This window comes from Paenimyroides aestuarii, assembly GCF_024628805.1.
GTDB lineage: Bacteria > Bacteroidota > Bacteroidia > Flavobacteriales > Flavobacteriaceae > Flavobacterium > Flavobacterium aestuarii_A.
In genome coordinates this window covers 2,429,645-2,452,379 of the sequence record NZ_CP102382.1, presented here as the reverse complement: position 1 = coordinate 2,452,379, position 22,735 = coordinate 2,429,645, and the positions used below count along the sequence as shown (strand labels likewise).

The 22,735-nt window shown below is 34.4% G+C and carries 16 protein-coding genes; 7 read left to right on the top strand and 9 right to left on the bottom strand.

Annotation, left to right across the window (positions count from 1 at the left end):
* Window positions 1-18 precede the first annotated feature (18 nt).
* Window positions 19-4,473 carry a translocation/assembly module TamB domain-containing protein gene (locus NPX36_RS11880; protein ID WP_257498933.1) on the bottom strand — a complete coding sequence of 1,485 codons (4,455 nt, stop codon included), beginning with the start codon at window positions 4,471-4,473 and terminating at the stop codon, window positions 19-21.
* 156 nt (window positions 4,474-4,629) lie between these two features.
* Here NPX36_RS11880 and tsaD point away from each other — a divergent pair, with 156 nt between their 5' ends.
* From tsaD to NPX36_RS11860, 4 genes are read left to right on the top strand one after another with little or no spacing between them, the layout of a single operon-like run.
* The gene (gene tsaD / locus NPX36_RS11875; protein WP_257498932.1) at window positions 4,630-5,649 is read left to right on the top strand and encodes a tRNA (adenosine(37)-N6)-threonylcarbamoyltransferase complex transferase subunit TsaD; all 1,020 of its coding nucleotides are present in this window, start codon (window positions 4,630-4,632) and stop codon (window positions 5,647-5,649) included.
* Window positions 5,650-5,680: 31 nt separating this feature from the next.
* Window positions 5,681-6,217: a hypothetical protein gene (locus NPX36_RS11870; RefSeq protein ID WP_257498930.1), complete on the top strand. Its 537-nt coding sequence runs from the start codon at window positions 5,681-5,683 to the stop codon at window positions 6,215-6,217.
* An 8-nt stretch (window positions 6,218-6,225) separates the two neighbouring features.
* On the top strand, window positions 6,226-6,930 hold the full coding sequence (locus tag NPX36_RS11865) for a 16S rRNA (uracil(1498)-N(3))-methyltransferase (protein ID WP_257498929.1): 705 nt from the start codon (window positions 6,226-6,228) through the stop codon (window positions 6,928-6,930).
* 9 nt (window positions 6,931-6,939) lie between these two features.
* Complete coding sequence (locus NPX36_RS11860) at window positions 6,940-8,118, top strand: class I SAM-dependent methyltransferase (RefSeq protein ID WP_257498928.1); 1,179 nt, start codon at window positions 6,940-6,942, stop codon at window positions 8,116-8,118.
* Window positions 8,119-8,221: 103 nt separating this feature from the next.
* Here NPX36_RS11860 and mqo read toward each other — a convergent pair whose 3' ends face one another.
* The 6 genes from mqo to NPX36_RS11830 form a co-directional block, all read right to left on the bottom strand.
* Complete coding sequence (gene mqo / locus NPX36_RS11855) at window positions 8,222-9,712, bottom strand: malate dehydrogenase (quinone) (protein ID WP_257498927.1); 1,491 nt, start codon at window positions 9,710-9,712, stop codon at window positions 8,222-8,224.
* 42 nt (window positions 9,713-9,754) lie between these two features.
* Window positions 9,755-10,156: a Holliday junction resolvase RuvX gene (gene ruvX / locus NPX36_RS11850; protein WP_257498926.1), complete on the bottom strand. Its 402-nt coding sequence runs from the start codon at window positions 10,154-10,156 to the stop codon at window positions 9,755-9,757.
* Window positions 10,157-10,166: 10 nt separating this feature from the next.
* The gene (locus tag NPX36_RS11845) at window positions 10,167-11,351 is read right to left on the bottom strand and encodes an AIR synthase related protein (RefSeq protein WP_257498925.1); all 1,185 of its coding nucleotides are present in this window, start codon (window positions 11,349-11,351) and stop codon (window positions 10,167-10,169) included.
* A 127-nt stretch (window positions 11,352-11,478) separates the two neighbouring features.
* Entirely contained in the window at window positions 11,479-13,701 is a 2,223-nt protein-coding gene (locus NPX36_RS11840) for a TonB-dependent receptor family protein (RefSeq protein ID WP_257498924.1), read from the bottom strand.
* Between the two features lie 125 nt (window positions 13,702-13,826).
* Entirely contained in the window at window positions 13,827-14,579 is a 753-nt protein-coding gene (locus tag NPX36_RS11835; RefSeq protein ID WP_257498923.1) for an SDR family NAD(P)-dependent oxidoreductase, read from the bottom strand.
* Window positions 14,580-14,615: 36 nt separating this feature from the next.
* The gene (locus NPX36_RS11830) at window positions 14,616-16,901 is read right to left on the bottom strand and encodes a DUF748 domain-containing protein (protein WP_257498921.1); all 2,286 of its coding nucleotides are present in this window, start codon (window positions 16,899-16,901) and stop codon (window positions 14,616-14,618) included.
* Window positions 16,902-17,135: 234 nt separating this feature from the next.
* Between NPX36_RS11830 and NPX36_RS11825 the strand changes: the two genes are divergently transcribed.
* Window positions 17,136-18,020: an AraC family transcriptional regulator gene (locus NPX36_RS11825; RefSeq protein ID WP_257498920.1), complete on the top strand. Its 885-nt coding sequence runs from the start codon at window positions 17,136-17,138 to the stop codon at window positions 18,018-18,020.
* 27 nt (window positions 18,021-18,047) lie between these two features.
* Here the strand turns inward: NPX36_RS11825 and NPX36_RS11820 are convergent, their stop codons facing one another.
* Window positions 18,048-18,407, bottom strand: a complete 360-nt coding sequence (locus NPX36_RS11820; protein ID WP_257498918.1) for a DUF983 domain-containing protein — start codon at window positions 18,405-18,407, stop codon at window positions 18,048-18,050.
* Window positions 18,408-18,507: 100 nt separating this feature from the next.
* Between NPX36_RS11820 and NPX36_RS11815 the strand changes: the two genes are divergently transcribed.
* Both NPX36_RS11815 and NPX36_RS11810 read left to right on the top strand, forming a co-directional pair.
* Complete coding sequence (locus NPX36_RS11815; protein WP_257498917.1) at window positions 18,508-20,202, top strand: RluA family pseudouridine synthase; 1,695 nt, start codon at window positions 18,508-18,510, stop codon at window positions 20,200-20,202.
* A gap of 42 nt (window positions 20,203-20,244) precedes the next feature.
* Window positions 20,245-21,402 (top strand): hypothetical protein, encoded by a 1,158-nt coding sequence (locus NPX36_RS11810; RefSeq protein ID WP_257498915.1) that lies wholly within the window; start codon window positions 20,245-20,247, stop codon window positions 21,400-21,402.
* A 24-nt stretch (window positions 21,403-21,426) separates the two neighbouring features.
* Here the strand turns inward: NPX36_RS11810 and rocD are convergent, their stop codons facing one another.
* Window positions 21,427-22,662, bottom strand: coding sequence for an ornithine--oxo-acid transaminase (gene rocD, locus NPX36_RS11805; protein ID WP_257498914.1), 1,236 nt, complete (start codon window positions 22,660-22,662; stop codon window positions 21,427-21,429).
* Between the last annotated feature and the right edge of the window lie 73 nt (window positions 22,663-22,735).

Here is a 22,735-nt window from a genome sequence, read left to right as displayed (position 1 = left end):
AAATTGAAAAAGCCAGAATCAATTTGGTTCTGGCTTTTTATTATTTTCTTCGGTGGTATCTTCTCTTCTTTTTTCCTGAAATTTTAAAAATTCAATACCGTAATCATCATCTTCCGGAAAGTTTTCATTGTCTGTTTTCTTTTTCTTGTTTTGACTCTTTTTATTGGCATTTACTAAGATTTTTTTGATTAATTCTTTAAATGTATTAAAATCTACTTCGTATGTTAACCCAACACCTTGCTTGTAGCCAATTCCTTCCCCAATATAGTTGATCTCGTTTTCGCGATTAAAAACTCTTGCTCTTAGAGAACCGTCATCGTTTAGCAAAAGTTGCACTTCCACATCGCCCACAATCACGTTTTCTTCACGACCACCAACAGGTACACCTAACTTACTATTTACCAAAATGCGATCGCTAATTTGGGTAGAAAAAGTAACACCAACTCGCGCAGATAGATTATCTACATCTCGGTTTGGATTCACTTCGGTTTGGGAATAATTTAACCCCACCCGAAACTTGCCTTCATCGTCTGAAAATAAATCATCGAACAAACTACTTGCACGTTCAAATAAACTTCCGTAAACAGCGCTTCCGCCTGTACCTGCTGCAATAAACCCGCCCGTAGCAAGCAATGCCATTGCTTGGGTTTCGCGCGTGTCTTTATCTGCCAAGCGGTATTCAATTTCCGATTTTATACTGGAACTTACATTCGGAAAATCAATCAAGAAATCGATTTCCGGAGTGCTTAGATTTCCTTGTAGGGCAATGGTTACCTTTGTATCAATTTTGCGGTTGATTTCTGAACTTTCTACAATAATTCCTGGGTTTGCTTGGGTTCTATATACAGCTTGCAAATCTAAAATGGCATTTAATGGTTCGCCGTCCCAACGAATGGTTCCGTATTTCACCACATCGAGCTTTTTATCAATAATTCCGCCGTATTTAAAATTGTATTCTCCGTTGTACACCTGAAAATCGCCCCACATATTAAATCGCCCCAAAGTATTGATTTCCATTGTTATAAAACCAGCACCGTTGCCTTTCATTCCATGACCTGAATCGCGGTCTAATAAAATTTCAATTTCGGCATCGGGCGTTATATAAAATTCAAAATTAAGCTGCACTCCTCCAAAACGCGTATTGGTAAGCGATGTGTTGATGCCTTTTAAACGGTCTGCTTTTTCCTGAGGAGATAAAAAATGTACAAAGTTGTTATCGCCCAAACCACCTGCATCGTCTAAAGGAATTTTAATATTGGTGCCCTTGTTTGATTTTGCTTCAATTGTCACTACTAAATTTTCTACAGGACCTAATATAGAGGCGATACCATCGATAAATGCAGTTCCATAATACGGAGTTCCTTCCTTGTAATCACTATCTAAAGCCAAAAGATTATTGGAAGACAAACGTGCATCAATGTTCCAATTTTTTAATTTGTTGTGTGAAATGGTTCCATTCAGCAAACCTTTTGTTTTATGTTTAGAATCGGTGATGTTTACGTTTCGAAGGATGAATTGGCTTTCGGTTACATCTAACGGCGCATTTTCATCAAAAACATAATCAACACCAGTAAAAACAGGACGCATTCCGGCATTTGATAGATATAATTTTCCTTCGATATCAGGATTTGTGTGTGTGCCTTGAATGGTTGCCCGCCCAGAAGCATCGCCACGAACATCACTCATGATCGAAGATAAAAACGGTGCGATTGCTTTTAGATTGAATTTATTAAAACCTGCGTCAAGGTTTAAACGGCTTTTGCCTTTTGTAACAGAAATGGCTCCGTTCATATAAAAATTCTCGGTGAAATCGTTTACTATATTCGATCTTACATTAAAATTTTGGAGTGATTCATCGCCCACCACCTCAAAATTGAACAATCCCAGCAACACTTCGTTTATTTCTAAATCTTCAACAGTTATTTTTGATTTTGGCTTAAAAATTTGATCCTCTTGCACAAAAGAAACAGTTCCATTAATCAAACCTGCAAAAGTTAAATTATTTAGATCGGGGGTGATTTTATCTAATTCCACATTTTTAAAATCCAGCTCTAAATCTTTATAATTCTTGCCATGCATGCTTCCATTTAATAAAACCGTTTGATCTTTATGAGAAAGTTCAATATCTTCTATTTCAAAATCATTGATTTCTTTATTAAAAATAATACGGTTTTTATTATTGTTGAATTCATTTAAAAACCAAACAGATTCTTTAAACTGAATTTCAGATTTTTGGATGCCCACAACCGATTTATTTTCTTCGTTTATGGTGTGGTAAAAATTTAGGTAGTAGTTATCAGCCGCTTCTGTTCCTCCTTTAAATTTTGTATCGGCATAAAGCGTATCGTTTTTCTTGGCATTGTTCAGCACAAAATCGTATGCTTTGTAAAACTTTAAATCAATAGTATCAATAGCGATAAATGCATTCTGATTTTCGCGCAAACTGTTAATATCGATTTGAATATTACTGAATTTATTGTTGTCGTATTTTACAAACGGCGCATTCATGTTTAAGATAAATTCACCGGTATCTGCAGTAATTTTACCAGAAAAAGACGTTTCATTTGCAATTTCGAGCTTCGGAACTAATAAATCGATAATTTTGTTTTGAAATTGCAAGTCGTATTCAATATATGAATTTGTTGCAATGGGATTAGGAGAATAGTTTTGGTACAAGCTTCCTAGCGAATTTTCTACAATTCCTTTTAACTGGTTGAATTTAAAATTTCCGCGAATAAATCCGTTTACAATATCGGAGGATTCTATATCAATTTGGCGGATATTATTAGGTTCAAAGGATGATTTCACCAAAATGTGATCAAAGATATAGGTAGCGTTTGCGTTGGTGTAAGTGGCGTTCTCGGCAAGAATGGTTCCTTCAAAAGTATCCAAGTTTTCGCCCGTTCCTGCTAGTTCAAAATGTCCGTTAAAAACACCCAAAGAATCTTTAACAATATGCAAAGCATTCATATTCAAATGTTGCACATCAGCTTTAAAATCAACCGCCGTTTTATCTTTTGATAAATCTAAAGTGCCATTAAAATTCAACAACGCATTTGGATCGTTACTAACCAAAGTTCCAGTATATGCGGGTAGTTTCAGACTTCCGTCGATTGTAATATCTTTATAAACATAATTGTTGAAGGTAAACTGCTGCACCTGGCTTTTGATGATTGTGTTGAAAGATTCCGGATCGAAACTTTTACCATCAACACTTGCTGTAAGCGTTGCCGTTCCCATTTTTTCGTTTGCAATTAATCCTCCAATATCAAAGTTATCAAGCGAAATAGTGCCTTTATAGGTAGCGTTTTGCTTTTGGTTAACGTTCCACAATTCCACATCGGCTTTGGCAAAACCGAGATTTGTAATGGCTTCGACATCTGCATCCACATAAAAATTTTCATACGCCACAAAGCCTTGCATATTCAGCAATCCCAACTTTTCTAATTCTACTGGCAACGATTTTCCTAAAATATTTGGAAGCAGTGCCACAGCATTTGAACGCATAATATTCATGCGATTCAAATTTGCTTCCACCCGAAACGGATTTTTCTTTACAAAAAGGTTTTTTAAGGCAAAATTGCCAATAATTTCTGAACCTAATTTATCAGACAACTGGGTGTTTGCCAACTTAATATTATTTAAAGTACCGGTTGCTTTTGTGTTGATATACAGTGTATTATCAGTTCCGAATTCTTTATAAAAATACTTTAAATCGTTAGTAGCAATTTTAGATTTATTCAGATCAATGGCCAAATTTACCTTTTCAGTGAAATATTTTAAATCACCTTCGGCATAGCGCATCGCAATATTCCCTTTAATGTAAGATTCTTCGGTTTCAATTGCAAAAGGTTTTAGATCCATCGAAGTTTTGGTCATTGAAAAAGTGGTAACCAAATCTTTAATATAAATACCTCTTTTGTCTTTTAAAGCCAAGTTGGTGATATCTGCTGTAATATTTGGCCCTTTAATAAGTAAATTATTTAAAGAACCGTTCATTTCTTTGAAATCAATTGGAGTGTTGCCGGTATGATCATCGGTAATTTTAAAATGACCATTTGTTAGGTCTAAATGATCAATTTTCATCAAAAAAGTACCTTTTCCAGGCTTTCCGTCATCAAAAACGGCAATAAATTTATCTAAATTGGTAAGCGAATCGCCTTTGTATTTGTGGATATAAAATTTTACATCTTGCAGTTCGGTACTTCCAAACAACAATTTACCTTCTGTAAGTTGCTTGAAATCAGTAATATTCGTATAAAGTCGGTCAATGTAAGCTAAATCGTTATTTCGGTCATCTAGAACGTGTATCTGCTTTAAAAGTACATTTCCATCTAACTGCACAGCAACTTGCCCGATAGATGTTCGGATGTTGAACTGTTCGTTGATGCGCTTGGTGGCGTAATGCGCCAGTTCTGTTTGAACAATTGGGGTGGTAATGATAACTGCCACCAATATAAAAACCAGTGCCACACCCAACAACAATGCAAACAGTATTTTAAAAAGTTTTTTGATAGCTGTATTTGTTTTAAATTTGCTTATTAAAATTGAAACAAAAATAATTAATTTATATAAAGTTTATGTGCAATTTATACTCTTTTACGCATAAACTGTACCATTTTTTTTAAAATGAAAAACAAAAACTACATATTAGCGATAGAAAGTTCGTGCGATGACACTGGGGCGGCTGTATTGTGCAATGAGAGTGTGTTGAGCAATGTGGTGGCAAAGCAGGAAATTCATGAGTTGTATGGTGGTGTAATTCCAGAATTGGCATCGCGTGCACACCAACAAAATATTGTTCCAGTGGTTGCTATTGCTTTGAAAAAAGCAGGCATACAAAAAACCGATTTAAGCGCGATTGCTTTTACACAAGGTCCAGGTTTAATGGGCTCTTTGTTAGTAGGTGGTTCGTTTGCAAAATCGTTGAGCATGGCTTTGAACATTCCGTTAATAGCCGTAAACCACATGCACGCGCATATTTTGGCTCATTTTATTGATGAGGAAGGCTATGACAAGCCTACCTTTCCCTTTTTGGCAATGACCATTAGCGGCGGACATACACAGATTGTAAAAGTGAATTCGTTTGTTGATATGGAAATTTTAGGCGAAACAACTGATGATGCTGTTGGCGAAGCGTATGACAAAACCGCTAAAATATTAGGTTTTCCTTATCCTGGTGGTCCTTTGATTGACAAACATGCCCAAAACGGAAATCCAAAAGCATACAGATTTACCAAACCAAAAGTTGACGGATTAAATTTTAGTTTCTCGGGTTTAAAAACACAGATTTTATATTTTATACAGAAAGAAGTTCAGAAAAATCCGAACTTTATCAAAGAAAACATCGATGATATTTGTGCATCTGTACAACACATCATCATTAAAATTTTAATGGATAAAATTAAAATGGCTGTGGAACAAACTGGAATTACACAGATTGCAATTGGCGGTGGTGTCTCAGCAAATTCGGGGATTCGCAAAGCCTTAAAAGAAACCGAAACCAAATACGGCTGGAAAACTTTTATACCAAAATTTGAATATACCACTGATAATGCCGCAATGATTGGCATTGTGGGTTATCACAAATATCGTTTAGGAATTTTGAGTGATGACGAAGTGGTTTCTAAAGCAAGATTAGAGTTTTAAAAAGCTAATCTTCAAATCTTACATGTAAATTATGAAGAACATTTTTATATTACTTTTTTTGTTTTTGAAATTAAATAGTTTTTCACAAACTAATGTTGAAGTATATTCATTACTGAAAGAAATATCTTTAGTTAAACATTCACGAGAGATAGTAAACACAAACGCGGGTAAAATTTTATTAAGTTATGATTGGAAAGCTGCAGAGATATTATCAGAATATTTCTTGGACTCTAATAAAACTAAAGTGTATTCTGATTGTTTGGAAAGATATTTGACTATTGGCGAAATCGCAATCATTATTGCAGATAGAATAGATGGAATGAATTATTACAGATTGACTTTACTTCAGAATTGCCTTATGGAATTTTGTCAAGGAAATGCTAACATAATTGAATATTATTTGCCTTATATACATGAAACAAGTTTATCTGATTTTAAAGAAAGATATTTACTTTGGATTAAAAGTGAAGAATATGTGAAGTCAAGACATCTTTTTACAGATAAATCTAAAAAACAACTTAAAAGAATTCAACGAGAAAAGTTAAAAGCTTTTAAAAATAATATTTGATCATTAAAATGCAGTTATTTTACGCTCCGCACATAGACAATGAAACAAATGAGTTCACTTTTGATAAAGAAGAAAGTAAACATATTGTTAAAGTTTTACGTAAATCAGAAGGTTCTATTTTACACATTACCAACGGAAAAGGTTTTTTATTTGTTTGTGAAATTATTTTAGCATCAGAAAAAAAATGTGTGGTTACAATAAAGGAATCGCAATTTACAGAAGCAAAAAATTTTCGAATTCACATGGTGGTTGCACCCACTAAAATGAACGATCGATACGAATGGTTTTTAGAGAAAGCTACCGAGATTGGTGTGGATGAAATCACACCGATTATTTGCGATCACTCCGAAAGAAAAATTATTAAAACCGAACGTTTTGATAAAATTTTGGTCAGTGCCATGAAACAATCAAACCAAATGTATCTGCCTGTTTTAAACGAGCCTGTAAAACTAACTGACTTTTTATCGAAAGAAATCAGCGGACAAAAATTTATTGCACATTGTGAAGAAACCGATAAAGTGGAATTAAAAGACCGCATTGAAAAACAGCAGCATTACACGTTGTTAATTGGTCCCGAAGGCGATTTTTCTACCAACGAAATTAATAAAGCACTAGCAAATGGTTATTTACCCGTTGCTTTAGGAAACACCCGTTTGCGTACCGAAACCGCTGCAATTGTTGGTTGCCATACATTTGTTTTAGCAAATAATTAGTTTTATTTTATGATATTACCAACTGATTTAAAACAATTTATAAACGATAATTTAAAGCAAAACATTAATACTTTAGCTTTAAAAAAAAATCCGTTTGTTGCTTATGAATGGTCGTGGGTTTTAAATCAAATACAAGCAAAACAGAAAGCCGAAAAGAAATTACCCACTTGGTTTGCAAATAATGATATTGTTTTTCCCAACACATTATCTATCGAACAAACTTCATCGGAAGCCTTGGCAAAGTTTAAAAGCGAATTAGTTTCAGGAGAAAAACTAATCGACTTAACTGGTGGTTTTGGTGTGGATGCTTTTTATTTTGCAAAGCGATTTAAAAAGGTCGTTCATTGTGAATTTCAAGAAGATTTATCAGCAATTGTTCAACATAATTTTAGGGTCTTGAATGTGGAAAATATCGAAACTATTTCTGGCGATAGTATTTCTCATCTTGAACAATCTACAGAAAATTTCGATTGGATTTATATCGATCCTGCTCGAAGAGACGACAAGAAAACCAAAGTTTTTCTTCTGAAAGATTGCACACCTAATGTAGTTGAATTGCAGGAATTTCTTTTTGAAAAATCAGAGCATATTTTAATTAAAGTCGCTCCGTTACTTGACATTTCGTCTATATTAAACGAATTAAGCAATGTGAAAGCAATTTATGCGATTGGTTTACAAAACGAAGTGAAAGAGCTTTTAATTGTTCTGCAGAGAGATTTTACAGAAGAACCTGATTTGATCGCAGTTAACATCTCAAACGATGGAAGAATTCATCAAGATGTTTTTTCTTTAAATGACGATTCCAATTCGCAGTTGTCGCTTCCGTTAAACTATCTGTATGAACCGTTCAGCAGTTATCTTAAATTGGGATCTTACAATAGTATTGCCGCAAAATTTAAGGTGCAAAAGTTGCATAAACATTCACATTTATATACTTCAAATGAATTGATCGATTTTCCGGGAAGATCTTTTAAAATTGAACAAATTGTTCCTTACAATAAAAAAGACATTAAGTTTTTAGAAAATACAAAGTGTAATATTACCACTCGAAATTTCCCTTTAAAAGTAGAAGAAATCCGCAAAAAGCATAAAATTAAAGACGGTGGCGATTTATACGCTTTTTTTACGACTGATTTAAATAATGATAAAATAGTGGTCATTTGTAAAAAAATAACGACCAATAATTAGTCGGTCGTTATTATTATTTTTAATTTATATATCATCCTGAAATCATCTTTTAGATTCCTATGGAATGACAAAAATGCTGTAAATTATATATTAGATAAATCTATTAATACTTCAATTCTAACGTTTTAGAAGTTTCTGCTCTTAACTCTTTTAATAATTCAGGATGATCGTTTAGTTTTAATCCAAACGAAGGAATCATTTCTTTGAATTTTGCCTGCCACTCTGGAGATTTGAATTCATTCGGGAAACATTTTTCAATCAATTGCAGCATAATAGTTACAGTTGTAGAAGCTCCTGGTGAAGCACCCAATAAAACCGCCAAACTACCATCTGCAGCATTCACCACTTCAGTTCCAAAAGCCAATTCTGCTTTACCGTTTTTATCGCGCTTCATGGTTTGCACACGCTGTCCTGCAATTTCTAATCGCCAATTTTCTTGTTTTGCATTAGGAAAATATTGTTTTAATGATGCCAGCTTTTTTTCAGGTGAAGCCAAAACTTCAGAAATCAAATATTTAGTTAACGCCATATTGTCTAAGCCAGCACCAACCATCGTTCCGATGTTCCCAGTTGAAATAGATTTGAACAAATCCCAATACGATCCGGTTTTTAAAAATTTGGTTGAAAAACCTGCATATGGCCCAAAAAGTAATGATTTTTTACCGTTTACAAAACGTGTATCTAAGTGTGGAACCGACATGGGTGGTGCACCAACAGATGCCAATCCGTAAACTTTTGCAAAATGCTGTTCTGCCAATTGCTCGTCTTCGCAAACCAACCATTGACCAGAAACTGGAAATCCGCCGTAGTGTTTTCCTTCGGGAATTCCCGATTTTTTTAATAATAAAATAGAAGCACCACCTGCACCAATAAATACAAATTTTGCTGTTATGGTACGTTGTTTTCCAGTTTTTATATCTTTAACAAAGATGTTCCATTTACCATCTTTTGTGCGTTTTAAATCATAAACCTCGGTATTAAAAGTAACACTTACACCGTTTTGGTTTACCTGATGCTTAATCATTCTGCGGGTTAATTCACCAAAATTCACATCGGTTCCCAAATTCATATACGTTGCGGCAACTTTGTCGTTTTCACTGCGATTTTGCATGATAAGCGGTGCCCATTCTTTAATGGTTGCTTTTTCTTCGCTGTATTCCATTGCTTCAAAAAGAGGTTCTTTCTTTAAAGCTTGGTATCTTTTTTGAAGGAAGTTTACATTTGCATCGCCCCAAACAAAACTCATGTGCGGCACCGAATTCACAAACGTTTTAGGTGATTGAATAATGTTTTTTCGAACAAGATACGACCAAAACTGACGCGATTCTTCAAACTGTTCGCAAATATTCAAAGCTTTTGTTGTATCAATCACTCCATTTTTTTCGGGTGTATAGTTCAATTCACAAAAAGCTGCATGACCGGTTCCGGCATTGTTCATGGCATCAGAACTTTCTTGAGCAGCACTGTCTAAACGCTCAAAAATCTCGATGGTGGCATCGGGATTTAATTCTTTTAACAATAATCCAAGCGTAGCACTCATGATTCCAGCACCAATTAATACGATGTCGCTTTCTGTACCTTTGTTTGTTGACATTTTAAAATGATCTATTATTTTAAACTTTTGTTGTGTGTTCTATTAGCGGTTGCTGTTCATATAATCTTGCAACAAAATGGTCGCTGCAATTTCGTCAACCAATGCTTTATTTTGGCGTTGCTTTTTCTTTAATCCGCTGTCAATCATTGTTTGAAATGCAATTTTGGATGTAAAACGCTCATCCATTCTAATGATTTCAATTTGCGGATACAAGTTAGCTAATTTTTCTACAAATTGATTAATTTCAGCTCCGATACTTGACGCCTCATTGTTCATGCGTTTTGGTTCGCCAACTATTATTTTTGCAACTTTTTCGGTTTTAAAATAGTTTTCCAAAAACGGAAAAATATTTTTTGTTTCAACAGTTGTTAAACCCGATGCAATGATTTGCATTTCATCGGTTACGGCAATTCCGGTTCGTTTTCCGCCGTAATCAATTGCCATTAGCTTGAAATTATTCGTATTCAAACGTTCCGAAATTAGATTGTATGGTTAATTTTTTGTTTTCAGATGCTTCTACCCTACCTACAATTTGTGCATTTACATTAAACGACTTTGAAATGGCAATGATTTCTTCGGCAATTTCTGGGTTCACATACAATTCCATTCTATGGCCACAGTTAAAAACTTGATACATTTCTTTCCAACCGGTTTGCGATTGCTCTTGTATCAACTTAAACAAAGGGGGAACATCGAACAAATTATCTTTAATAACGTGCACTTTATCAACAAAATGTAAAATTTTTGTTTGTGCACCACCTGAACAATGCACCATTCCATGAATATCTTGTGCGGTGTATTTTGCTAAAATTTCTTTGATAATGGGTGCGTAGGTTCGCGTAGGTGAAAGGACTAATTTTCCTGCATTTACGGGAGCTCCTTCCACTTCATCGGTTAATTTTTTAGCACCCGAATAAATCAAATCTTTTGGAACAGACGGATCAAAACTTTCCGGATAATTTTCTGCCAGATAGTGTGCAAAAACATCATGACGAGCAGATGTTAATCCATTACTACCCATTCCACCGTTGTATTCTTTTTCGTAGGTTGCTTGCCCAAATGATTCCAACCCAACAATCACATCTCCTGGTTGAATATGGGCATTATCAATTACATGGCTGCGTTTCATTCGAGCTGTAACAGTGGAATCTACAATAATTGTTCGAACCACATCGCCCACATCTGCCGTTTCGCCACCAGTTGAATGAATGGTAACCCCGAATTTTTTTAAATCTTCGATTAGTTCTTCCGTTCCGTTGATGATAGCCGAGATAACTTCGCCAGGAACCAAGTTTTTGTTTCTACCAATTGTTGAAGATAACATGATATTGTCTGTGGCACCTACACACAACAAATCATCGATATTCATAATTAAAGCATCTTGTGCAATGCCTTTCCAAACAGATAAATCGCCGGTTTCTTTCCAATACAAATAAGCCAAAGACGATTTTGTTCCAGCGCCATCGGCATGCATGATTAAGCAATATTCCTCGTCATTGGTTAAATAATCGGGAACAATTTTGCAAAATGCCTTGGGAAATAATCCTTTATCAATGTTTTTTATAGCGTTGTGCACATCTTCTTTTTGGGCAGATACCCCGCGCTGTGCATAACGATTGGTGCTATTATCTGAATTCATATTTTTGTGTGTTGTTTTGCAAATTTACATTTAAAAAAAATGTTCCCAAAAGATTATTTTATTTTTATAAAAATAAAAGGTTTCGAATAGATCCGAAACCTTAAAATAAATGATTAATTACTGGCTTTTAAAAATTAAATAACACACCTGCATTGATTGCAAAAGGCATTCCCGGTCTTAATCCAGAAGGCACTCTTGCAACCGCATATTGGTTATTCAACACATTTAATATTTGTGATTTTAGTGTTAAGTATTTGTTTATTTCATAGCTTGCAGAAAAATCGAACACAAGAAACCCATCAATTTTATTTTCTGGTGCAATAGTTCCCTGACCTGCTTGTGTTCTGATGTCGCCATTGTAACGTGCATTAAGATAGGCTTTCATTTTTTTGTACTCTACTCCCGCACTTGCCGATAATGCATGTTTAGGGATATAAGGTATTTCATCGCCTATTGATACATTTCCCCAAGCTTCAACGCTGCTGTTAAAGTTGCTTTTTAATTGCGTTTTGGTATAGGTGTAATTAAATGTTAAAGGAATATTTACTTGGTTGCTATTGGTGATTACATAGCTTAATAAAACTTCTAAACCAGCAACTGTTGCTTTTCCGGCATTGAATAAATTACCTTCTCCTGTACCACCCGCTGCATTTGTATCTGCACCAAGCATATTTGTGTAGGAATTATTAAAGAAAACCACTTCCGATGAAAAATTATTTTTATTAAATCGCGTACCTAATTCAAAATTTACACTTTCTTCAGGTTTTTGACCTTCTTTAACCCCTGGAGGTGCAAATCCTTTATGAATACTTGTAAAAGCAGCTAATTTTTCATTGAAATTGTACAAAGCACTTATTCCAGGAATAAAGACATTTGCGGTGTTTTGATTTACTACAATATTTTCATTTGGTATTCTTTCGGTATTGTTTGTACCAAAATTTCTACTTGTAAATTTCATACTTTCGTAGCGAATACCAGGAGTTAACTTTAGATTATTTAATGTAACATTATAAAGTGCAAAGGTTGAAAAAGCATAACCGGTAGTCAATAAATTGGTTTGCGTCCCCGGAACTCCGGCAGATGTTTTCAATAATTTTTCATCTTGAATTTGGTAGCCATCTGTCCAATGAAAACGATCTTCACTTTCTTCATGGTATCTAATCCCTAAATCCAAATCGTGCTTTATTTGGCTTCCATTAAAATTAAAATTCGCAACCGTTTGAATACCTGTTGTGGTATAAGATCTGTTATTGGCACGGTATCTTAATGAATTTTCTCCGCCATTTGTATTGGCTGTCAATACATCATACGCATCTTGATATTCAGTTGGACTTTTTAAAATATTTGCTAGAGAAAAACTTTCATTATTTAAAAAAACATCTTGCAATTTGTACCAATTACGCTTAAAGTTATTTCTATAAGCTTTTGTAGTTATATTAATATTTTTAGATGGTTTGATAAGGTGCGTAGCCATTAATTGAAAATGCTCTGTGGCAATATGATCGTTTTCTGATGCCAAATACCTTCTGTTAGGATTTGCTTTAAAATCTTGATCGGTTAGCCCTAAATAGGTTTCATTGGCACCTTCTTTAGAATATTGCAATTTGAATGTTAATGATTGATATACCGCAGCATTCTTATTAGTATTTACTCTAAATTTTGCTAAATAATCATTTCCAGAAAATCCGGTGTTGGTATTGCTGTAATCAATCTTTTTAAAACCGTCAGACGAACGATTATTGTATTCAACCACATACCCAAAATTTTCATTAGAATCACCAAAGTTAAAATAGGCATTTCGGGTGTTAAAACTGCCATAATTCAACAGAGCTTTTCCTTTAAAATATTTTGGTATTTGCGTAGAAATCAAATTTACTGCACCACCTGTGGTAAATGGACCATACTGTATTTGACTGCTTCCTTTTAAAATTTCAAAAGCATGAATACGGTTTGTTGTAGGAAAATAATAAGCTGCCGGGGCAATATAAGGCGCCGGGGAAATAAGCACACCATCTTCCATCAATGTGATTTTAGAAGTTCTTGTAGGTGCTGTTCCACGAATACCAATGCTGGGACGATGCCCAAAACCTTCTTCATCAACGATAGCAACACCTGGCACACTTTGTAATATTCTATTTACATCACTATAATTAAATCGACTTAATTCTTCGGGTGAAATAAAGTAATTAGAACCCGTTTGATTTTTCGATTTAAATTTGCTTCCAATTTCTGCATCTGTAATGATGACCATTTCTTCTAATTGAACAGAATCAATTGGTTGTGTAACTTCCTGAGCTGTTGTTAAATAAAAACTAAACGTTGTAAAAGTAAGTAATACGCCTCTTTTCATGACTATTAAAATTTGGCGCAAATATATTAATTTAGAATTAATAAAAATAACACAAAAAGAACTAATAGTGAAAGAATTTTTTAACAACTTGAAAATAAAATCATTATAAATTATTTTTAATTAGATTATTCATCAACCTGCTTCAAAATCGTTGTGGCATCGGCTTGTGTTTGGGGTAAAATGGTTATATCGGCAACTTGAACATGTTTCGGTTGATTTACTGCAAAAGCAATGGTTTCCGCTATATCTTCAGCTTTTAGTGGTTGGTAGCCTTGATAGACTTTATTTGCAATAGCTTCATTTCCTTTAAATCGAACCAAAGAAAATTCTGTTTCAACGGCTCCGGGTGCAATTCCGGTGACTTTTATTCCCAAAGGAAGAAAATCTAATCGCATACCTTTTGTAAGGGCTTCAACCGCCCATTTTGATGCACAATATGTTCCGCCGTTTGCATATACTTGCTTGCCGGCAATCGATGAAATGTTGACAATATGTGCTTCACTAGAATTTTTAATAAAAGGCAAACATGCTTTGGTTACATAAATCAATCCTTTAACGTTGCTGTTTATCATAGCGTCTAAGTCATCTAAATCGGCATCTTGAAAACTTGCCAAACCATGTGCATTTCCGGCATTGTTAATCAATACATCGATGTTTTGCCATTCAACAGGAATTGTATCAAAAGCATTAAAAACTTCTTCTTTTTGGGACACATCAAATGTTAGTATTAAAGTAGGTGTATCGGCAAGCTCGGTTTGTAGTTTTTGCAAACGTTCCACTCGTCTTCCACAAAGTATCAATCGGTTGCCTGCAGCTAATTTTTTGGCAGTCGCATAGCCAATTCCTGAACTAGCGCCCGTAATTAGTATTGTTTTCATTTTAATCAGGATTTTTTGTAAAGATAAAACACATTTTTAAATAACCGTTTGCTTTAGCCCTTGCATAATACATTGCCACAAATAATTAAAGAACGATTTTTCTTTGATGCGGTCCACAGGTTTTATTGCTACTTTTTTAAATCCATCGGTATCAGTTCGCACCACCAAATTGGCAGCTGCCGTTAACAGTTTCCGTTCTTTGTTTTCTTTATTAAACAGCTTCATTTTCAGATTGTTGAAATCCATAGCATAATGTCCGTTTGCGGTATTGTTGTTTCCGCTGAAGTTAAAAGCCATGTGGTCAATTGTTCCGTTGGCCTGCACATTTAAATAAGGTTTCAAGAACGGATTCATAGCTGTGGCAGGAAAATTCTTTAAATCGCCATTGATATTGAATCGTTCTGATCGATCCATGATGTCAAATTGCCAACTTGCCACCAAATCTCCTTGTTGCATGAATTTTGTACGCACGTTTATTTGTGTTTTGGGTCCTGATGAACGCTTGTAACCACTATAAAGATTTTTAGCAGTAAGGTTAAAATCACTAAAACTGAGCTTGCCCGGACTGGTTGTGTTTTGGGTGTCTTCTGAATAAGAAAGCTTAGAATTTTTAATTTTTAAAGTGGCTACTTCAAACGGAAATTCTACATTTCGCAATCTGTAACTGTACAAGTGATTTTCCTCTGGGTTGAGCGGAACGGAAACATCGCGATAAATTGTAGCATCCATATTGTTGAGCACCACTTCGTTAAATTTAATAAAAAATGCTTCTTGGGCATCAAATCCCCACGTAAAATTATGGAGCAACAAGTTGTTAACCGAAACATTGTAATAATCTTGGGCGTATTTTAGTTGGGCTTTATGCTGCGCTTTTGAAATCTTAGGTATCAATTTAAAATGAGTAACCGATGCATTTTTTTGTTGAATTTTGGTAGATTGCGCCTGTATTTTGTAGATTCCATTGGTATCAAAATCAATTTTTCCTGTGGTTAGCAAAGGATTTTCATAGGTAAACGGAACTTTTTGTGCCAGTGTTTCATCATCCACCCGAATATTATTTAATGATAAATTAAATTTTTCAACACTTAATTTATCGGCAGCGCCTGAAGGCTCTTTTAATGTGTAGTGGGCATTGTTTACGGTTACTTTTTTAATAAAAACCAAATCGTTCAATTCATTGTTATTGTTTGACTTTTTTGAAGGATTTTTCTTAGGAATATGTACAAATTTGGGATTATTCAACTGAAATTCATCAATAGAAAGTTGCTGGTTTACTCGGTTTGAAAGTTTTTTTATTTTGATATTTACGTTGTTCACCATAAATGATTCCAAAGAATTAAAAACCGATTTATTGATGTGTATTTCGTTAATATCCAGCTTAAAAGGAATAAGCGATTGATTGCTTTTTGAATTATCTGGCAATTCATTTTGAACCGTTTTTTGGTCTTTTTGATCTAAGATATGCACCTTTATAGCATCGATTTCAATAGTGTGAACATTTACAAACAAGTCAAAACCTTCATATCCCCAATCGGTATTTTTTAAATGCAACTTGGGAACTTCCACTAAAAGTCGGGTGCTTGATTGCAAGTCGTTTTGCTTGAATTCTTTGGAAGATTTAAAAGGAAGCATTCTAAAATTTGTAACCGAAATTTGGTCTTTATCAATTGCAATTTCTTCAGATTTCACCATCTGCAAATCGTTGACCCTGCTGTAAAGCGAATCGATTTTAAAGGTGTAATCGGTATAAGTAAACGGAATGTCTTTTTGCGCCGTATATTCGCCCATATGAATTCCGTTTATTTCTGCATTAAAATTAAAAACTTCGTGAAAAAGCGTATCGTTTGCAGCATCTACCATACGCAAATGAGCTTTTTCTACGCTAATTTTATCAATATCAATAACCGAAGTAAGTTTGGAGGTGCTTTTTAAAGTGTCACGTTCTTGTGGTTTTATAACTGTTAAATCCGGACCAATCACCGAAATGGTATAAGCTTTTAAATTTTTATCTTTTATCAATTCAAAAAAATTGACACCGGTCACGCTGATTCGTTCAATTTTTCCATAGAAATCAATATCTTTCTTAATATTGCGCTGCTTTTTAGGTGTTATTGCTGCATTTTCAATCGAAATACTGTTATTAAAAATCGAAAAACTTAGGTCTTCGTAAGTTAAATCATAAGCTGTATCGTTTTGCTTATTGATAATCGCAGGAAGCTGGTTTTTTATAAGTAAATTTATGACGATGTTTGCAATAAGGGCAAGCAAGAGAAGGCTTATAGCAACAATTCCTATTGTTTTTATTGGTTTAGAAAGTTTCATGTCGTAGCAATTTGCAATAAATGTAGTGAAAATTACATAAATATGCTATGAAGCGGTATAAGTATTCTTAAAGAAAAAATAAGTATATTTATACCTATCTATTTGGATTCATCGCCAAAAAAAGATTGCCCAGTAGGTCTAAGCAATCTTAAAAAAATAAATATGAAATACAAAGTTCTGTTTTGTAATGATTCAAAGTTATTGATTTATAATTAATTACACAAAATATTTAACATGTCTGAAATTACACTGTTAAAAATTAACGATTTTAAAACAACAAATAGTCCCAATTCATTTTACACCAATACCATTGCAAACCACTTGCAGTTGCATCATTCGCGGATTGAAAAACCACATAGGCATAATTTTTATGCCGTTTTTTTATTCACCAAAGGCACCGGCACACACGAGATTGATTTTAATAGATATGATGTAAAGGCAGGTTCGGTTTTTTTTCTTTATCCCGGACAAACGCATTCATGGGAATTGTCTGATGATGCCGATGGATTTATTTTCTTTCATTCAGAAGATTTTTACGAAATGATTTATTTGAATGATTCCATTAAAGATTTTCCGTTTTTTGAATCGAACTTCTCTGAAAAATGTATTTACTTAAACGAATATCAAAGCAAGCATATTCAGACTTTGTTCGAGCAAATTATTAACGAAACCACCAATCAACAATTGAAAAACAAACAGTTGATGGTGGCTTATCTTACCCAAATGTATATTCATTTGAACCGGTTTCACGAAAAACAAAACCCCATAAACCTAACCCATTTAAAACATTATCAAACTTTGTTTTCAAACTTTGAAAAATTGGTAGATTTGCATTTTAAAGAAAACAAATCGGCATCACAATATGCTGATTTATTGAATATTACTCAAAAACATTTAAACCGTATTGTGCAATCTGTTACTCAAAAAACCACTACGCAAATTATCACCGAACGTGTAATTTTAGAAGCAAAAAGACAGTTGCTTTATACCGATTTAACCTTAAACGAAATTGCTTTAAAACTCGGTTTTAACGATTATACCTATTTTTCGCGTTTGTTTAAAAAAAACACGGGAATCAAGGCATCCGATTTTAAAAAGCAATATCAACTAGACCGTTAATTACCTTTTCAACAAGGCAAAGATTAACTATTCTTCTTGATCGTTTTTGTAAAATAAATTCAACCACATTAAACGCGACATGCGGTAATTAAAAGTAGATAGCAAAATAATTACAACCACAACGGCAATAAAAATGCTGAAAAAGTTTAGTTTAAATAATAAACCCAACACAAAAACGGCTACCATTTCTGCAACAGTCAACGCATAGCTCATATACATACCGCCAAAATAAAAACCAGGTTCACGGTGAAACGAATAGTTACAATTTGCACAACGCTCGTTCATAACGGGCATTGAAAACAAAAACGGATTTCCTTTCTTTTTAAACACTTTGGTTTGCCCGCATTTTGGACAAGTTCCCTTTAAAACTTTATTAACGTAAGACATTTCTTATTAATTTTGTATGCAAATATACAGCTAATTGCCTTTGCAGTGATTTAATAATAAACGCAAAAAGTTGTACTTTTCAGACATTAATACTTTGTATATGACAACAGCAAAAAAACAAAATACAAGTTGTTTTATTTCGTTTACCGAAGATGTTTCGCATATACCTCTTCCTGAAAAACTAAACTTTCCGTTTTATTACAATGTGCATCCGTTGTGCGAGATAGCTGCAAAGCAGGTACAGCTTTTTTTAGAGAAAAATGAAAATTTGAATCATAATTTTGGTTTAAATAATCATTCTGAACTAGCGCCAATTGGAAAAATGTTTGGTGTTTTAGTGGTTCAAAAAGATGATGAAATTGGTTTTTTGGCCGCTTATTCAGGAAAGCTGGCAAACAGCAATTCGGTTGCATTTTTCGTACCTCCGGTTTTTGATATGCTTAAAAACGATGGATATTTTTTAAAAGAAGAAGAAAAATTGAATGCACTCAACCGTCAAATTGATGCTTTTGAGAATAATGAAGAATTACAACTTCTTAAAAAACAATTAGTTGCTATAAAAAATGCAGCGCAAACTGAAATAGAAGCATATAAAAAACAAATGAAACTTCATAAAGAGCAACGCAAGCAAAAGCGAATTGCTTATAAAGAAACTGCAACTGCGGAAGAGTTTCAGTTAATTGAAGCCGATTTAATCAAACAAAGTTTGCATGAAAAACACTTGCTAAGAGTGTTAACAGCAAACTATCAATCTAAGGAAAATGAAATAAGCAATCAAATAGCTGGTTTTCAAGATAAAATAAATCATTTGAAAGAGCAGCGAAAAGCCCAATCAAACGCCTTACAGCATTGGCTTTTTAACAATTACACTTTTTTAAATGCCCATAACAAAGAAAAATCATTAGTAGCTATTTTTAAAACAGCACTTCACTCCCAACCTCCTGCCGGTGCTGGTGAATGTTGTGCGCCCAAATTGTTTCAATATGCTTTTCAACATCAATTAAAGCCTATTGCATTGGCCGAATTTTGGTGGGGAGTACCGCCTAAATCCGAAGTGCGGAAACACAAACAATTTTATCCATCGTGTTGGGGTAAGTGCGAACCCATTTTGGCTCACATGATGCAAGGTTTAAAGGTTGAAGAAAATCCTTTTTTGCAAAATCCCGCTGCAGGAAAAGAGTTAGAAATCGTTTATGATGATGCTTATTTGGTAATTGTGAATAAACCCGCAGAATTTTTATCGGTTCCGGGCATCAACATCAGCGATTCAGTTTATGAACGCATTAAAAAAAGATATCCACAAGCTACCGGACCTTTAATTGTGCATCGATTAGATATGTCCACATCGGGTTTAATGGTGCTGGCAAAAAACAAAGAAATACACGAAAATTTACAAAAACAATTCATAAAACGCCGTGTTAAAAAAAGCTATATTGCTTTGCTAGACGGAGTGGTGCAAAACAAGTCGGGAACGATTGAATTGCCTTTACGTGTTGATTTAGATGATCGCCCGCGACAAGTTGTTTGTTTCGATTATGGAAAAATGGGAGTTACAACATTTAAAGTATTAGAACAAAATGAGAAAACCACACGCATTCAATATGTTCCCATAACAGGTCGCACACACCAATTACGTGTTCATTCAGCACATAATTTAGGTTTAAATGCACCCATCAAAGGCGATGATTTGTATGGAACAAAAGCCGATCGATTGTATTTGCATGCCAATATGTTAGAATTTCATCATCCCGTACGAAATGAAAAAATGTGTTTTGAGTTGCCACCCGATTTTTAACCCTAACAAACTTTTATTACATTTGTTTTCTTATTGATGCCCATGTACACAGTTGAAGTAAAAAATAGCAAAACACGCCGACAGTTTTTAAACTTTCCGGCAAAGCTTTATGCCCACGACAAAAATTGGATTCACCCGCTAGACCAAGATATCGAAAAAGTTTTTGATACCGAAAAAAATAAATTATTTAAGCGTGGTGGAAAAGCCATTCGCTGGGTGCTTTTCAATGGAAACGATGAAATAATAGGACGAATAGCCGCTTTCATAAACCCAAAATATGAAGGAAAAAATCCGGTGGGCGGTTTTGGTTTTTTTGAATGTATCAATGATCAAAAAGCAGCCAATCATTTGTTTAATCAGGCCAAAAAATGGTTGGAAGAAAACGGTATGGAAACCATGGACGGTCCTATAAATTTTGGGGAACGCGATCAATGGTGGGGATTATTAGTAGAAGGTTTTCATGAGCCTCTTTATAATATGAATTACAATTTTCCATATTATGTGGAATTATTCGAAAACTATGGTTTTAAAACCTATTTTAACCAAGAGTGTTATTCCCTACCCTTTAATCAGCAATTGCAGTCTAAATTGTATGATCGACATGCCAATATTGCAAAAGATTCTGCTTTTAAAGCCGAACATTTAAAGCTAAACAATTTAGATAAATATGTAGCCGACTTTGTAACAATTTACAACAAAGCATGGGCAAGTCATGGCGGAGGAAAAGATATGCCGCTTTCCCAAGGCAAACTCATTTTTAAAACCATGAAACCCGTAATTGATCCAAAAATTGTGTGGTTTGTGTATTATAAAGAGCAACCTGTAGCTTTTTGGCTGAACTTACCAGACCTTAATCAATATTTTAAACATTTAAACGGTAAGTTTGGTTTGCTAGAAAAAATTAAATTTTTATGGTATAAAACCTTTCAAAAAAGCAAGCGTGTTATTGGAATTGCTTTTGGAGTTGTACCCGAATGGCAAGGAAAAGGCGTTGATAACTTCATGATTATCGAAGGTCAGAAAGTAATCAGACAACAAAGAGGTTACACCGATTATGAAATGCAATGGATTGGTGATTTTAACCCAAAAATGATTAATGTAGCCAAAAGCTTAGGAGCCAATTTAAGCAGAAAATTACGAACCTATCGCTATCATTTTGATCCGTCTAAACCGGTAGAAAAACATAAAGTTTTGAGATAAAAAAAAAGAGGCAACATGCCTCTTTTATTTTTCAAACTCTTTCAAAGTTTCTGTGATAATTCTAACGCAATCAAGCAATTGTTCTTCGTTCATAACCAATGGTGGTGCAAAACGGATAATGTTTCCATGAGTTGGTTTTGCAAGCAATCCGTTGTCGCGTAGTCGCAAGCAAATATTCCAAGCGGTGTCGCTGTCTTCACTGTCGTTAATTAAAATAGCGTTCAGCAAACCTTTTCCACGAACCAATGAACAAATGTTTGATGTTTGAATATAATCGTTCAATTTTTCACGGAATAAATTCCCTAACGCTTCTGCATTTTCTGCTAACTTTTCTTCTTTCACAATATCCAAAGCTGCCATTGCAACAGCTGCTGCCATTGGGTTTCCGCCGAAGGTAGATCCATGCTGACCTGGTTTAATCACGTTCATAACTGCATCATCAGCCAAAACCGCCGAAACCGGATACATTCCGCCAGACAATGCTTTTCCTAAAATCAACACATCGGGCTTAATGTTTTCATGGTCAACTGCTAACATTTTTCCTGTACGCGCAATTCCTGTTTGCACTTCATCGGCAATAAACAGCACATTGTTTTGTTTACACAATTCAAATGCAGCCGATAAATAACCACTATCAGGAACAAAAACACCTGCTTCGCCTTGAATAGGCTCTACTAAAAATCCTGCTACGTTTTTATTGGTGATTACTGCTTTTAACGCATTGATATCATTATATGGAATACGCACAAAACCTTCGGTATAAGGGCCATAGTTTTTACGTGCGTTGTGATCGTTTGAAAAAGAAATAATAGTAGTTGTTCGTCCGTGAAAATTATTTTCACATACAATAATCACCGCTTCTTCTTCTTGTATATTTTTTACTTCGTAAGCCCATTTGCGGGTCAACTTAATTGCTGTTTCCACAGCCTCAGCACCCGAATTCATTGGCAATACTTTATCAAAACCAAATAATTTGGTGATTTTTTCTTCGTAAACGCCTAATTTATCGTTGTAAAAAGCACGTGAAGTAAGTGTAAGTTGTTGTGCTTGTTTGTTAATTGCTTCCACCAATTTTGGATGGCAGTGCCCTTGGTTTACTGCCGAATAGGCCGACAAAAAATCGTAGTATTTTTTTCCTTCTACATCCCAAACATAAACACCTTCACCTTTTGTAAGTACTACCGGAAGCGGATGGTAATTGTGCGCTCCGTATTTTTCTTCTAATGCAATTGCATCGTTACTTGTTAATAAACTACTCATTATTATTAGTTTATAAATTTTAAAATAAGCCATTCCTTCTTAATGGAGAGAAATCATCCAAAGGTGCAAGTTA

Bases quoted from the DNA above. Each gene is read 5' to 3' on its own strand.
- NPX36_RS11830 (WP_257498921.1), bottom strand. From the start codon at position 16,901: ATGAAACTTTCTAAACCAATAAAAACAATAGGAATTGTTGCTATAAGC.
- NPX36_RS11865 (WP_257498929.1), top strand. From the start codon at position 6,226: ATGCAGTTATTTTACGCTCCGCACATAGACAATGAAACAAATGAGTTC.
- NPX36_RS11840 (WP_257498924.1), bottom strand. From the start codon at position 13,701: ATGAAAAGAGGCGTATTACTTACTTTTACAACGTTTAGTTTTTATTTA.
- NPX36_RS11860 (WP_257498928.1), top strand. From the start codon at position 6,940: ATGATATTACCAACTGATTTAAAACAATTTATAAACGATAATTTAAAG.
- mqo (WP_257498927.1), bottom strand. From the start codon at position 9,712: ATGTCAACAAACAAAGGTACAGAAAGCGACATCGTATTAATTGGTGCT.
- NPX36_RS11825 (WP_257498920.1), top strand. From the start codon at position 17,136: ATGTCTGAAATTACACTGTTAAAAATTAACGATTTTAAAACAACAAAT.
- NPX36_RS11870 (WP_257498930.1), top strand. From the start codon at position 5,681: ATGAAGAACATTTTTATATTACTTTTTTTGTTTTTGAAATTAAATAGT.
- NPX36_RS11810 (WP_257498915.1), top strand. From the start codon at position 20,245: ATGTACACAGTTGAAGTAAAAAATAGCAAAACACGCCGACAGTTTTTA.
- NPX36_RS11815 (WP_257498917.1), top strand. From the start codon at position 18,508: ATGACAACAGCAAAAAAACAAAATACAAGTTGTTTTATTTCGTTTACC.
- ruvX (WP_257498926.1), bottom strand. From the start codon at position 10,156: ATGGCAATTGATTACGGCGGAAAACGAACCGGAATTGCCGTAACCGAT.
- rocD (WP_257498914.1), bottom strand. From the start codon at position 22,662: ATGAGTAGTTTATTAACAAGTAACGATGCAATTGCATTAGAAGAAAAA.
- NPX36_RS11835 (WP_257498923.1), bottom strand. From the start codon at position 14,579: ATGAAAACAATACTAATTACGGGCGCTAGTTCAGGAATTGGCTATGCG.
- NPX36_RS11820 (WP_257498918.1), bottom strand. From the start codon at position 18,407: ATGTCTTACGTTAATAAAGTTTTAAAGGGAACTTGTCCAAAATGCGGG.
- tsaD (WP_257498932.1), top strand. From the start codon at position 4,630: ATGAAAAACAAAAACTACATATTAGCGATAGAAAGTTCGTGCGATGAC.
- NPX36_RS11845 (WP_257498925.1), bottom strand. From the start codon at position 11,351: ATGAATTCAGATAATAGCACCAATCGTTATGCACAGCGCGGGGTATCT.